9 protein-coding genes are annotated in these 13,949 nt (G+C 43.1%); 3 read left to right on the top strand and 6 right to left on the bottom strand.

The annotated features are described in order from the left end of the window. Nucleotides 1-74: 74 nt before the first annotated feature. Entirely contained in the window at nucleotides 75-1,511 is a 1,437-nt protein-coding gene (locus R7P72_RS06615; protein ID WP_225455402.1) for an arylsulfatase, read from the bottom strand. A 247-nt stretch (nucleotides 1,512-1,758) separates the two neighbouring features. On the opposite strand from R7P72_RS06615, the gene R7P72_RS06610 reads away from it, so the two are divergent. Next, on the top strand, nucleotides 1,759-3,276 hold the full coding sequence (locus R7P72_RS06610) for an arylsulfatase (RefSeq protein WP_005377761.1): 1,518 nt from the start codon (nucleotides 1,759-1,761) through the stop codon (nucleotides 3,274-3,276). Between the two features lie 107 nt (nucleotides 3,277-3,383). Here R7P72_RS06610 and R7P72_RS06605 read toward each other — a convergent pair whose 3' ends face one another. The 3 genes from R7P72_RS06605 to R7P72_RS06595 form a co-directional block, all read right to left on the bottom strand. Beyond that, nucleotides 3,384-4,382, bottom strand: coding sequence for an HAD family hydrolase (locus R7P72_RS06605; protein WP_005377762.1), 999 nt, complete (start codon nucleotides 4,380-4,382; stop codon nucleotides 3,384-3,386). Nucleotides 4,383-4,544: 162 nt separating this feature from the next. Further along, complete coding sequence (locus tag R7P72_RS06600) at nucleotides 4,545-5,642, bottom strand: hypothetical protein (RefSeq protein ID WP_005377763.1); 1,098 nt, start codon at nucleotides 5,640-5,642, stop codon at nucleotides 4,545-4,547. A gap of 53 nt (nucleotides 5,643-5,695) precedes the next feature. After that, nucleotides 5,696-7,021, bottom strand: coding sequence for an anaerobic sulfatase maturase (locus tag R7P72_RS06595; RefSeq protein ID WP_005377764.1), 1,326 nt, complete (start codon nucleotides 7,019-7,021; stop codon nucleotides 5,696-5,698). A gap of 238 nt (nucleotides 7,022-7,259) precedes the next feature. Here R7P72_RS06595 and R7P72_RS06590 point away from each other — a divergent pair, with 238 nt between their 5' ends. Then, complete coding sequence (locus R7P72_RS06590; RefSeq protein ID WP_372434443.1) at nucleotides 7,260-7,988, top strand: formylglycine-generating enzyme family protein; 729 nt, start codon at nucleotides 7,260-7,262, stop codon at nucleotides 7,986-7,988. Between the two features lie 46 nt (nucleotides 7,989-8,034). Here the strand turns inward: R7P72_RS06590 and R7P72_RS06585 are convergent, their stop codons facing one another. Further along, nucleotides 8,035-10,365: a tetratricopeptide repeat protein gene (locus R7P72_RS06585; protein ID WP_005377766.1), complete on the bottom strand. Its 2,331-nt coding sequence runs from the start codon at nucleotides 10,363-10,365 to the stop codon at nucleotides 8,035-8,037. A gap of 388 nt (nucleotides 10,366-10,753) precedes the next feature. Between R7P72_RS06585 and R7P72_RS06580 the strand changes: the two genes are divergently transcribed. After that, nucleotides 10,754-12,319, top strand: coding sequence for an arylsulfatase (locus R7P72_RS06580; RefSeq protein WP_005377767.1), 1,566 nt, complete (start codon nucleotides 10,754-10,756; stop codon nucleotides 12,317-12,319). 188 nt (nucleotides 12,320-12,507) lie between these two features. On the opposite strand, the gene R7P72_RS06575 is transcribed toward R7P72_RS06580, so the two are convergent. After that, nucleotides 12,508-13,929: an aspartate kinase gene (locus tag R7P72_RS06575; RefSeq protein WP_005377768.1), complete on the bottom strand. Its 1,422-nt coding sequence runs from the start codon at nucleotides 13,927-13,929 to the stop codon at nucleotides 12,508-12,510. Nucleotides 13,930-13,949: the final 20 nt, after the last annotated feature.

Genomic DNA, 13,949 nt, shown 5'->3' with positions numbered 1-13,949 from the left:
GCCCTAAATGGCTCTAATGAGATATTGAACCAAAAACATACCTCATGTATGCGAGAAAGAGCCATTGGGGTAAACTACTTCTGGCGTAACCCATCCACTGGAAATTGATTGAAATTCCCCTTGCTACAATCGGGCTTATATCCAAATGGAGCAGGGAAAGGAATCGTATCGCAGCTTGTTGCAACGGAAGATTCAAACTTTACTCTCTTTCCTATCATGATAGGAAATAACCATGTGGCATTATTTCTTAAATCAAACTCCTCTTTAGGGTCATCAATCAAATTGTATATTTCAGGGATCTGTAATGGGCGCCCTTTCTCCGGCATGATATCTTGATCAATAAAGTGCATCTTGTAATTTTCCCACTTATAAGCGTAGGTTTCAGAGCCATTGTTAACGATAAAACCATCTCGATTAGACTTTTCACTATCTCCCTTTAAAAAGGCCCACTGATCAATACTATCTATTGTTCTATCGCTTGGTAATTTGTATCCACCGACATGAGAAAGTGAGGCAAATAGATCCACAACATGGATAATTTCATCACTCACTCTGCCCGGTTTGATGTGGTTAGGCCAAGAGGCAATAAATGGTGTTCGGAGAGAGCCTTCAAGAGCCGTAAAGTACGCACCACGCCATGGTCCGCTAGAGCCTTGGTATGGCATATGCCACTCTGGACCGTTGTCAGAAAACCAAATCACTAGTGTATTGTCTTTAATTCCTGCTTTTTCTATTGCACCAATAACTTGCCCAGCTCGAAAATCTATCTCAGCTAACACATCTGAGTAATTTCCTTTGCCTGTTTTACCAATAAAATCAGGATGAGGTAGCGTCGGTAAATGTGGTTGAGTAAAAGTAATTACAGAGAAAAATGGCTTATTCTCTTTCACATTTCGATTTATAAAATCTGTGGCATGTTCAACTAGCTCACTGTCAATCGTTCTACGTGAGTCCAAATTATATTCTTTGACCCCTTTAGGATCCTGCCCTGCTCTAGCTGAAAGGATTTGAGGTTTAGGTAATATAGCTTTATAACCGGGTTGAGAGCTATATTCGGACTCATCCGTCGTATTTGCAATGCCATACCATTCATCAAAGCCTTGATCCGTTGGAAAGCGCCCTTTTTGGTCTCCCAAATGCCATTTCCCGTAAAGGCTCGTGTTATATCCTTGTTCCTTAAACTTCTCTGCAATGGTTATCTCCCAGTTCACCATACCGTAAGGCACTCCCCAAACAACCTTATCTGTCCCAGATCTAAGCGCTCGCCTCCCCGTCATGAATGAGGAGCGAGTTGGCGTGCATTGCGGTTCCACATTAAAATTAGTAAGGCGTACACCTTCTCTAGCAAGTTGATCTAAGTTTTTAGTTTCAACACCTCTGGTACTCCCATAGGAACTTAGTTCCCCCCACCCAAGGTTATCAACCAACATTACCACGACATTTGGTGTCTCTTCCGCAACCACTTCTAACGGGATACATAGAAACAGGATAGTTGCTAGTTTATTTTTCATAGTGTCGCCTTTCATTGAAATTCAATCCTGTAAGTGCGTCTTATCACACTTAAAACACACTAAAGTCTAGTCCATGTTAGTTAACATTTTTGAAAAACAGGGATTACTTGGAAGCAACAAAAAACCTCTACTATATTCAACTGACTACATTGTCTCATTTGGTGTCATCTCACTCGACTTCGCCATGATGAACACAATTAGTAACGTTATATAACGATAATGGATTCATTTATCGCGGAGGATTTTCATGCGAAACTCGATTAAAAAGGTAATGGCATTGGTCGGTACATTAGCTGCGTCCACAGCCTTTGCTGCCGATAAGCCCAACATCCTTGTGTTCTGGGGTGACGATGTAGGTGTATACAACATTAGTGCGTATCACAATGGTATGATGGGAGGGAAGACTCCTAACATTGATAAAATCGCCAATGAAGGTGCCATTTTCACAGACGCTTACGCACAACAGAGTTGTACTGCCGGACGAGCCTCATTTATTCTGGGTCAACATCCGTTTCGTACCGGTCTATTGACTATTGGTATGCCCGGCGCAAAAGAGGGTATTCAATCGAAAGATCCTACTATCGCAGAGTTACTTAAAAATCACGGCTATGTGTCTGGTCAGTTTGGTAAAAACCACCTTGGTGATCAAGATGAGCACCTACCAACTAACCATGGGTTTGATGAGTTCTTTGGTAACCTATACCATTTAAACGCGGAAGAAGAGCCTGAGTCTGAGTTTTATCCAAAAGATCCAGAGTTTCGTAAAAAATTCGGACCTCGAGGCGTGTTGAAGGCGACTGCGGATGGCAAAATCGAGGACACAGGTCCCCTTACTCGTAAGCGTATGGAAAACGTAGACCGAGAGTTCATGGATGCTAGCTTGGCCTTTATGGAAAAAGCAGTAAAAGAAGACAAACCATTCTTTATTTGGCATAACTCAACCCGTATGCACGTCTGGACACATTTGAGTGAAGAATATCAAGGGAAGTCAGGTTACGGCTTATACGCCGATGGCATGATGGACCTAGATGATCAAGTAGGTGTCATGCTTGATAAACTTGAAGAGCTAGGCGTAGCAGATAACACCATTGTTGTTTTTAGTACCGATAATGGCGCTGAGAAATTTACCTGGCCAGATGGTGGTACTACACCGTTCAAGGGCGAAAAAGGTACGACTTGGGAAGGCGGATTCCGCGTTCCGATGATGGTACGCTGGCCTGGAAACATTAAACCAGGAACGGTTATCAACGATATCTTTTCACAAGAAGACTGGATGCCAACTCTACTCGCAGCTGTGGGCGAACCTGATGTGAAAGAAAAACTATTGAAGGGTCATAAAGCAGCGGGCAAAACCTTTAAAGCACATTTAGATGGCTACAACCAACTTGATCTGCTGACTGGTAAAGCTGATGAAGGCGCACGCAAAGAAATCTTTTACTTCGATGCTGGTGGTAATTTAAACGCCGTTCGTTATAAAGACTGGAAGATCCACTTCAGTATTATGGAGGGTGCCATTAATGAGGCATACCGCAAAACACCTAGTTGGCCTTTGATTGTAAACCTTCGTATGGATCCATTTGAGGTCGGTCCAGATGCAGCACTTTACGTCAGACATTTTTACGCTGATCAAATGTGGATGTTCGTTCCTGCTCAAGCTATCGTGCGTAAGTTCCTAGAGACATTTAAGGAGTTCCCTGCAACGAAAGGTAGCTCGTTAAGTATTGAAAAAGTGGTAGAAACAATGACACAGCAACCTAGAAACTAGACCCTAGGTATCGAAGCTATTGTGGAATTAACTAAGGCCTCAATTGTGAGGCCTTTTATTTCGTTGCAATTGTTTGGTTGCAGCAAGTTATGGTCAAACAAAGATTATCATTTAGTGCTCTCTTTAAACACTTGATTCCAATCTTGTTTCATATCGACAAATAGCCAACCTTGCTCTTCACCTACTTTAAACGATTTATCTAACTTACCAACATGAGAATCTTTATCATACGCCCATTCACGCTTGTCATCCGTGTGATGGATAATCGCAGAAAATCTTGGACCTGAACCTGCTTTCGTCCACTCTAACATCTGTAAATCACCATCAGAATTACCAAACGCCATTACCGGACGTTTGCCAATGAAGTTTTGAATCGTCACAGGCTTTACTGCTTTGTCATTGACAAAGTCTATTTCCGGCATGCGTTGGATGGTAGGTTTTCCATCAACACTTTGATATTCCGCCTTTAACGTCGTTCCCACGATGTTTTGCGTTGGAATGCCGTATACTTCCGGCGCCCAAACGCGCATAAATTCAATTCCGCCTCCAGAAACGATGTAGGTCTGATAGTCGTTCGCTCTTAAATAGTCGAGCAGTTCGAGCATAGGTTGATAGACCATTTCAGTGTATGGTCTACCCGTTGTTGGATGGACAGCCGTTTTCAACCATTCCTTAACTTCTTGATGAAACTGTTCAGTAGACATTCCAGAATGGGTTGCCATAACAAGCTTCATTACACCTTCGAGTCCTTGTTTACCAATCCCCTCCATGTCACCTTTTAATGCGGAAGCAAAGGGTTCGGTTGTCTTCCAATCAGGATGCTCAGAGGCCATTTCTTTTACTCTATCGATCGCAAAAAACAACTGTAGATAAACAGGCTTTTCTGCCCAAAGTGTTCCATCATTATCAAACGTCGCGATTCGTTGGCTTTCAGGCACATAGGAATCCGAACCTTGGGTCGTTGTTTTCGTAACAAACGCCACAATAGCTTGCTTAGCGTCAGTGTTGTTCCATGACGGAAGTGGATCTTGCATATCAGCAGCAACAGCATAACTAGACAGAGCAAAACCTGTTGCTAAGACAATCGTCTTTAACTTTATAGCCATCTTAATTCCTTATATTGAGGTGCTAGGTGCGAATCCAATCAAAAGTATAGTTCAATTGAAACAGGCGCATATTGAACTGACATATCCAACGGCCACCAAAGAGTGACGCCGTCACTAAATTGGTTCACTATTTTATTGAAATAGGAACATGGAATTTACCGATTAGAGTTTAAATTCATTGGCTTCAACTGATGTAGAGGCACTTTTACGTCCCTTTTTCTGATTGAGCTCTTCAATAACATAGTCGGGAGCGACCTTCGTTAGCTCTGTTAAACAGTCATCCGTTTTAGGGTTGCCGTATCTGACATAGATGTCACACACGGCATACAATTGTTCTGGAGCACCGGATATCAAATACGCTTGCTCAAAAGCGTTGACAGACTTCTTCAAGTCTAACTCTTCTTGCAGAACACCATTTAAATACCAAAAGTAACTGTTCGTCTTTGCCATCGTCGCAGCTTTGTCTATTTCAAACGCCGCTTCTTTCTTTTTGTCTAATCTAACCAAAGCGAGAGATTTAGAATAATGCAGCGAGGCATCTTCTGAATTTAGCTTGATACCCTCGTCAAGCACGTTGATAGCTTTTTGGTCTAGCTGTTGCGCTCGGAAGTTGTCTGCATAGCTTAACCAAACTTGAGGGTTGTTTGGCTCAAGCTTAGTTAACTCTGGGTATATCAGCGCCGCTTTATCCCAATCACGATGCCAACGGTAAACGTCTGCAAGTAATAACTTGGAAACATTATCGTTCTTACTGGACAAGTGTGCTGTCAGCTCTGAAACAGGCCCCTCAAGTGACTGCTGTTGCTCCGAACTCAAATTGGCGTAATCTCGAACGAGGTTAATCGCTGCTGTAATTCGCACCATGGCGGCGTCATCACTCAATAATGGTGAAATCAAACGCCAACGGTGCTCAATCATATATGGCTGTGCTCCCACGATCGCAGCTTCGCGAATACCTGCATCTTCATCCTGCAACCCACGCGCAACTGCAACCAATGCATTTTGGCTTGGATAGTTGGCTAACTCACGTAAAGCATCAATACGTTTTTCTGAAGACAACTTTTTATTTTGCGCATCATAAGACAGCTTTTCGACTCGTTGCGCCGGTGTCATTTGAGCTTCTTGTGGAGTGACAACCGTTGTCGGCGATACCTGGTCTGGGTCTAGCAATGTTGTTTCTTGTGCCACTGCTGTTTGACTCGCAGCAATGCCGATCGAGATCACGAGTAATGATTTAGAGAGCAGCTTAATTTTTTGCATTCAATAACCTATATTCTTTCATTTCCGGGCCTGTAGCAGGCGTAGTGACTATCTTAAAACTTCGTTTCAAACACAGTCTGTGTTTGAGTAGCTTGCTGGCGTAGAATCTGGTCACTGTATTTACCGTGAACCACTGGGTTACCTGTCGCTCGTAAGATGTACGCCATCGACTGATCAACATGGGTAAAAAACTTCTTCCAACCCGCGCAGAGATAATTAAGACCAGGCTCACCTTGCCTAGTACGGATAAAACGGTTTTTGGGACATTCTCCAAAACATGCAAATTGATAATCACATTGAAGGCACTGTTGGGGCAGCGTACGACTTTTAGCAAACCCAAATTTCTGCTGTTCAGAGCTATAAGCGAGCGTATCGAGCTTTTCGTGATGAAAGTTTCCAACCTTATATTCTGGGTACACGTAATGATCACACGCAAACACATCACCATTAGGCTCCATTGCTAAGCCCTTCCCGCAGATTTCACCTAACGTACACAGTGGGTTTTTTCTGCCCATCCAGGTTTCGATACTGGCTTCAAAGTACTGCACAAACACGTTGCCGATATCGTGTAAAACCCATTCATTGAAAATCGCGATCAGAAAATTTCCCCATGCTTCATCCGCAACGCAAAAAGGCTCAACAACGGCATCTTTATGACCTGGGATCAACCGTTTATCTCCTTGCTTTAGTTGCTCGTTTGGCTCCCAAGTTTGAGGGGCGGTTGTTCTGAATGTTTTCTGCTCAACTATTGGAATAAACTGCATTTGAGGGGAGCGTACTTCATCTCGCAAGAATCGGTACACTTCAAGTGGGTTACGGCCGGTCAAGTTGTTAACACAAGTGAGCGTAGCAAACTTTACTTCGTGCTTATGTAATAATTCAACCGCATTCATAACTTGCCGGAATGTGCCTCTACCAGCTCGGTTTGTTCGGTAAGCGTTGTGCATCATTTCTGGGCCATCAATGCTTAAACCGACGAGAAAGTTGTTCGCCTTTAAAAACTCACACCATTCATCGTTAAGCAGTGTGCCATTAGTCTGGAGGTCATTGGAGATCGTAATGCCATCGGGACGGTATTTATTCTGTAGCTCAACAATTGTCTTGAAATAATCCAAACCTAGCATTGTCGGCTCACCACCCTGCCAAGAGAAAATAATTTCAGGTCTATTTTGTCCCGCTATATATTGACGGATATAGGTCTCGAGCGTTTCCTCATCCATGACTGGTGAGCAGCCTGGCTTGTACTCAAGTAAATCTTGTTTGCTTAGGTAGTAACAATAGGTGCAATCGATATTGCACACTGCACCGATAGGTTTCGCCATGACATGTAATCGCTTGGATGCTTTTCCATTGAACTGCGGACCTTGAGTTATGTGCATTCATCACCTTCTTAGTTGCTAGCCTGTGCCCAACGGCGCTAAGACTAATCATTAAGTTAATCGCCTAGTGTGATGATAATGTTCAATTATTCGTGGCGCTTGTTATAGTGTGTATAACTGTTTTTCATAGACTTGCCTGATAAAATTCTTTGATCATAAATGTTGATGGAGCTCCCCTATGAAGCATTCCAAAAGTAATACTCTTTACCTTGGTGCCGCTATTTCGATTTCGCTAATTATGACTGGATGTGCAACAACACAACCTAGCCCTCTTGCCCAAAAAATCGATCAAGATATGGTTCTTATTGAAGGTGGACAATTTACGATGGGCTCGGATAATCCGTCAGCAAATAAATCCGAGCGCCCGGCTCGCACCGTTCGCGTGGAAGATTTCTATTTGGCAAAATTTGAGGTAACCCAAGAGTTATTCGAATCGGTTACAGGCTCTTCTCTGAGTTATTTTAGAAATCCAAATACGCCCGTGAATAACATTAGCTGGCAACAAGCCAATTATTTTATAAAGAAATTGAATGAAAAAACGGGAGAGCACTATCGTTTACCCACAGAAGCAGAATGGGAGTTTGCAGCGAAAGGGGGGAATCTAAGTCAAGGATTCACTTACGCGGGAGCTGATGATATTAACGACGTTGCCTGGTATGCCAGTAACTCAAACAATAAGGCACACAAGGTAGGTCAGAAAAAACCGAATGAGCTTGGCTTATACGATATGACGGGTAATGTTGGTGAGTTTGTTATTGATGCGTTTGATGAAGGTTATTACAAATCAGCACCAAGTGATAATCCGGTAAACGCAAAAGATGAAAAAGAAAGCCTTGCACACAAGTCTGTACGAGGTGGTAGCTTTGCCTATGATGCTGACGAATCCGAAAACTATCGTCGCGATTTTGCTAGCCAGTCAGTCATCATGTCCGACATGGGGCTGAGATTAGCGAAAGACGCTGATTAAACTAAGCAAGAAAAAAGTGGAGCGATAAAAGCTCCACTTTTGGTAATTAGCTCCTATTGACCCCGACAATAGAGGCTTTAAGCTGATCAATAGCTTGTTTAGGTGCATAGTGACTAAGCTCTTGTATGCACCTATCGAAAGCAAAAGCGACAGCACCTTTTTTATGATTTCTCGCTAGAACCTCGCATTGAGCATACAAGTGCTGTGGATTGCCACCGACTTCAAATGCTGTTTGCAACGCTTTACTGGCTTCTAGAACATCGCTTTTTTCTAGGGCTAGACCGTACACGTACCAATAATGAGCATTAGTTTCACCAATTTCTGCGGCGCGTCTAAGTAGCTTTTTCGCATCATCAGCTTTGCCTTGACGCAACAAAGAAAGACCTGCGCTGTATGGTAACGTGCTGGATTTAGGTTGAGCTTTCATCCCTTGTTGTAGCACCGTGAGCGCAGCTTCTTCTTTACCTAGGTGACGATACAAATCTGCTAGGTTAACGTAGCTATTTTCGAAATAGGGTTCGATGCTGATCGCTTGTTTATACAGCTCGGCCGCTTTGTCGATTTCACCTAAGCTGCGGTACACATTCGCCAAATTGGTTCTTCCGAAACCACGATCGGCATTAAACTCTTGAATTTCCATGTACTCTTCTAAAGGTGATTTAATGATATCTTTTTGTAAAGGGGTCATTTGTGCGTAGTTCGCTACCAGCACCGAGGCAGCTTCCGCTCTCACTGAAAGCACCGGGTCACCAAGCAATGGCTCTAGAATCCGCCACCGATCATGAAATTCATAACCAGACGAGCCTGAAATTGCCCCTAATCGAACCATTTCATTCTCATTCTTAACGGCCCTAGCCAAAGATACTGTTGTATTTTGGTCAGTGTTGCCCCCCATTCTCTCCAGGGCTGAGGCGCGAATAATGTCTTTTAAAGACGAATCCTGAGCAGAGTATGCCAACGCATTTGCTGCTCCTTGATGACCAATTGAATCCGCATAAAATGCGACAGCAAAATGTTGTTGATTACGATACTTCGAATTCGGGTACCATTCTGCTATCTGTTCATCGGCCCATTGATTGCTTTTATCTTCATGGCATGACATGCAAACATTGGGCGTTCCAATGTGTTTGCTCAAATCCGGTCGTGGAATATGCCAACTGTGGTCTCTACGAGGATCGACTTGCATGTAAGTCGTTTCTGGCATGTGACAAGTCGTACATTGCGATGCTTCAGATCCAGCCTTATGAAAGGTATGCTTTTCAGGTGTATATTCCGATGCAATATGGCATTGCGAACATACTGCCTCTTCTGGGATCGTTAACTCTGCCGTGTGTGGATCATGGCAATTAGTGCACGTGACCCCCTTCTCTGCCATTTCAGATTGAAGAAACGAACCATAAACATAATCTTCGTCGTAAATCTGTCCATCATGATAGTAGAGTTCAGGTGTTATAAGACTTAAGCGATATTTATCAAAAAAAGAACCTTTAACATGATCACCTGTTTCATTTAACTGGGTTCGGCGACTATGGCATTGAGCGCATGTTTGCACTTGATTGGTTGCTTCAATTGATTTCGGCTGTAACGTACTATGGCCTTCCTCAAACACCCAATCCGACACTGCTTTAGACAAATTTCGATCAAAGCCATAATGGCTGTCATGCTCAAAAGAAGTGCCAGCATTTTTGTATTTCTTGGCCAGTTCTATGTGCTGACTAGCGGGACCATGGCATGCTTCGCATCCCACATTAATCTCTGACCATGAGCTGTTGTAAGTGTTTTTGTCAGCGTCGTAATTCTTCTTTAGGTTCGTTGAATGGCAATCAGCACACATGAAGTTCCAATTTTGCCCGGTATTGGTCCAATAGAATTCATCCGTTGTTGTCGTTTCTGGATAAAGATGAAACCAACGCTGTCCCCCTTCAACTTTAGCTCTTGTGTCCCAAGCAAAAGGAATAAGCTGCACGCGGCCATCTTCAAACTCGACCATGTACTGCTGTAATGGCTCCCAGCCAAATGTATAGCTGATCTTATAGTCACGCCATTGCCCGTCAGCACCTTGAATATTGACCCAAAATTCGTCGCCTTTTTTAAAAAAACGATTAGGCATTCCTTTGTGCGTTACAACATGGTTATCAAAATCACCACGCACAGAGGTTGTACTTGCATGCTTCATGGCCATATCGTGATGTGACCCTTTCCAGGCCTCCACCTCGTTTTGGTGGCAATCTATACAAGCTTGTGTGCCAGCATATTCTGGATTTAAGCCTGAAGGAATATTTGGTTTCTCTGTTAATAACTCTTGAGAAAAAGCCATAAAACTGACAACAACGTTGACCAGCAATAAAATGCGAAACCGGCCTGCCCACTGACTCATAGATATCCTTATATTTATAATGTACAACCTAAATCAATATAGACACTAAATCACTGGTTATACAAATAATTACAAGCAATACATAACGACTTTAGTATTGCTTTAGGACCGTAAAACAAGCGAGCATCCTATTGTTTTTCATTTCCATCCCCTCTTCTACTACGCAATAAAAATAAGGCTCTTAAGTGATCTAAATCTACTTTACGAATCTCTACAAACTAACAGAACAATCCTATTTCTTTTTAATTAACAAATGGTTACAACCTAGCAATAACTTATGGTTATATCGAGTATAAGAGGATTTTTCTATATACATCATTAACTTATGCAGCAACTAAGCATAAGGCTCACTTGTGCTTATCTTTACTCTCAACAATCTGGAGTTTTTATGGCAAATCAATTGAGCAAAATCGCTGTAGGCGCAGGACTGTTAGCGGCGTCCAGTGCCGCTATGGCAGCCGACAAACCGAATATTCTGGCAATTTTTGGTGACGATATCGGCTACTGGAATATCAGCGCATACAACCAAGGTATGATGAGTTACAAAACGCCAAACATCGACCGTATAGCGAATGAAGGCGCGTTGTTCACAGATCACTACGGACAACAGTCTTGTACTGCTGGTCGCGCGGCCTTTATTACAGGTGAAGAGCCATTTCGTACGGGTTTGTTAACAATTGGTATGCCAGGCTCTGACCACGGTATACCTGATTGGGCGCCAACCATTGCAGATCTGTTAAAAGAACAAGGTTACATGACGGGTCAATTTGGTAAAAACCACTTAGGTGACCAAGATAAGCACTTACCGACCAAACACGGCTTTGACGAATTCTTCGGTAACTTATATCACCTAAACGCAGAAGAAGAGCCTGAAACTTATTACTACCCTAAAGACCCAGAGTTTCGTAAAAACTATGGCCCTCGTGGTGTCATTAAGTCTTATGCCGACGGTAAGATTGAAGACACTGGCCCGATGACACGAAAACGTATGGAGCACGCAGATGAAGAGTTCCTAGAGAGCTCTTTGGCATTTATGGAAAAAGCAGTTAAGGCGGATAAACCCTTCTTTATTTGGCATAACGCCACTCGTATGCACGTTTGGACTCGCTTGCAGGAAAAATACCAAGGTAAATCAGGTGTAAGCATTTATGCCGATGGTATGCTGGAACATGATGATCATGTAGGTGTTTTACTCGACAAGCTGGATGAGCTAGGTGTTGCAGACAACACTATCGTTATCTACTCAACGGACAACGGCGCAGAAACCATGACTTGGCCAGATGGTGGCGCAACACCATTCCATGGTGAAAAAGGTACAACTTGGGAAGGCGGTATGCGTGTTCCTCAACTGGTTCGTTGGCCAGGCGTCATTAAGCCAGGAACCAAGATCAATGAAATGATGGCACACCAAGACTGGTTGCCTACATTATTGGCAGCTGCTGGCGTACCTGATGTAAAAGAAAAACTGGCAGAAGGCTACAAAGCAAATGGCAAAGAGTGGCGTGTACATTTAGATGGTTATAACTTCATGCCATACTTTGAAGGTAAGGAAGAAAAAGGCCCTCGTGAGTCGCTGCTTTACTTTACGTCTAATGGTGAATTAAACGCTGTCCGCTGGAATGACTGGAAACTTCACTTTGCAACGCTTGAAGGGAACCTAAGTAACGCAGTTCGTTTTGCTCCGAACTGGCCTAAAATCATCCACCTACGCGCTGACCCATTCGAAAAAGGCCCAAGCGAATCACAAATGTACTTGCGTTGGATGGCTGACAACATGTGGCTATTTGTACCTGTTCAAGACGTTGTGGGAGAGTTCTTTAAAACACTTCCAGAATACCCAATGCAACGTGGCACAGCGATGAACCCTGCTTCACTAAACTACGACTCTCTAAAAATGCAAGAGAAGCTGCAGCAACTAGACAAAGTTGAACAAGAAATCAGCAAGTTTAAGTAAACTAAGTTAACGTTAGTTAATCAGTAACATTAAGCCAGCAGACCATTCTGCTGGCTTATGTGTATCGCCACATAGGAACTTACTTAAATCGCCTGTTTAGCCTATACAAAGCGGGCATTGTGAGTACAAACTGAAAAACAAAAAAGGAGAGCTAACCTGCTCTCCTTTGTATTTTAACCGTGGATAAACTAAGCCACATTAACCGATTTAGCTAAACTGCTACTTTGGAAAAACTCATCATGCAATGCGCAAATCGCGTGCTGGTATTCCTTATCACCGACAACAAATTGAACATTTACATTTCTCAATGATGAGTGCAGTGCAACTGGCGTAACGCCATTATTCATCAATGCAAGCACACCTTTCGCCAACGTCTTGTTGGTATCAATTTGAGAACCGATGGCTGAGATAAGCGCGACCATACGACCTTTAATCGAGGCATTCGGATAACGTTTCTCGGCTTTATACAATACTTTGTTTAAGCTATCTGTACTGCCACCTAGATAGTAAGTAATAGAGTTAGCGTTCATCTCTTTACCAACCAAACTTACACGAGCATCGGAGATGATTTCCATCAATTCGTAACTAACGTTATCGGCTTTTCCTACCATTGCTTGGTCAAACAAATGCAGTGCAAATACTTTCTCTTTACCTGCGATGATCTCGACTTTGTCTTCTTCTGGGCGGTAGCTTGAAGAGATCAAAGTACCTTCGTGTTCAGGTTCGAATGTATTTTTAATCTGTAGCTCAATACCACTTTCACGCAAACCCGCAGCGGCATTTGGGTGAATCGCTTCCATGCCAAGGTTGGCAAGTTGGTCTGCTACGTCATAGTTTGTACTACCAATTGGTAATACTTTTTCAGGGCCAACAACGCGTGGGTCCGCTGAGCTCAAGTGGTACTCTTTGTGAATTACTGCTAAATCCGCTTTTGTTATTGCTGCAATTCGGCTAAATGTCATCTCACTATAACCTCGGTCATAAGTGTGCATTAGGCCCTCTTTACAGTAAGCATAACCTGTCACGATTGGCAGTTCTTTTGATACATCGATATCAGCAAACGCGTCACTGATCGACTCATCAAGGCTTCTTGGCGCTTGATTATCCCAACCAGACAGGTCAACGAACTTAGCGTTAATACCCATATTTTTTAGTTTTAGTGCTGTGTTGTAAGCACTATGTGCCTCACCGATAGACGAGAGAAACTCTCGAATTTGAGGCAAGTACTGGCGCAACGAAAATTGACCGTACTGACAGGTTTCTAAAATATTCGCGATACAGTTTTTCGCTTCAGCAATGCGGGAGCGAATGAATTTATCCGCACGGATACGATTCATTGGGTCCGCAAAAATATTTTCATTGGTCAGCAACATACGGCTTTCAACGTACGCTAACGCTTCTTCCCATTTGTCGTCACGTTTCGCGATAAGCTGATAAACGCCTGGTTTACTGGTTTTTTTACACTCGAGCAGCGCATCGGTCATACCACCGTATGCAGATACGACAAAAATACGATTGTATGGCGTTTTGGGACGAAGAATAATATTGTCGAGAACAGCATCAAATGCTGTCATTGATGTACCGCCGATTTTTTCTACGGTAAATGTCATGATAAGCCTTTTTTGATTGG

Source organism: Vibrio sp. Vb0888, assembly GCF_033338835.1.
Lineage (GTDB): Bacteria > Pseudomonadota > Gammaproteobacteria > Enterobacterales > Vibrionaceae > Vibrio > Vibrio alginolyticus.
This window is presented reverse-complemented; position numbering and strand designations above follow the sequence as displayed.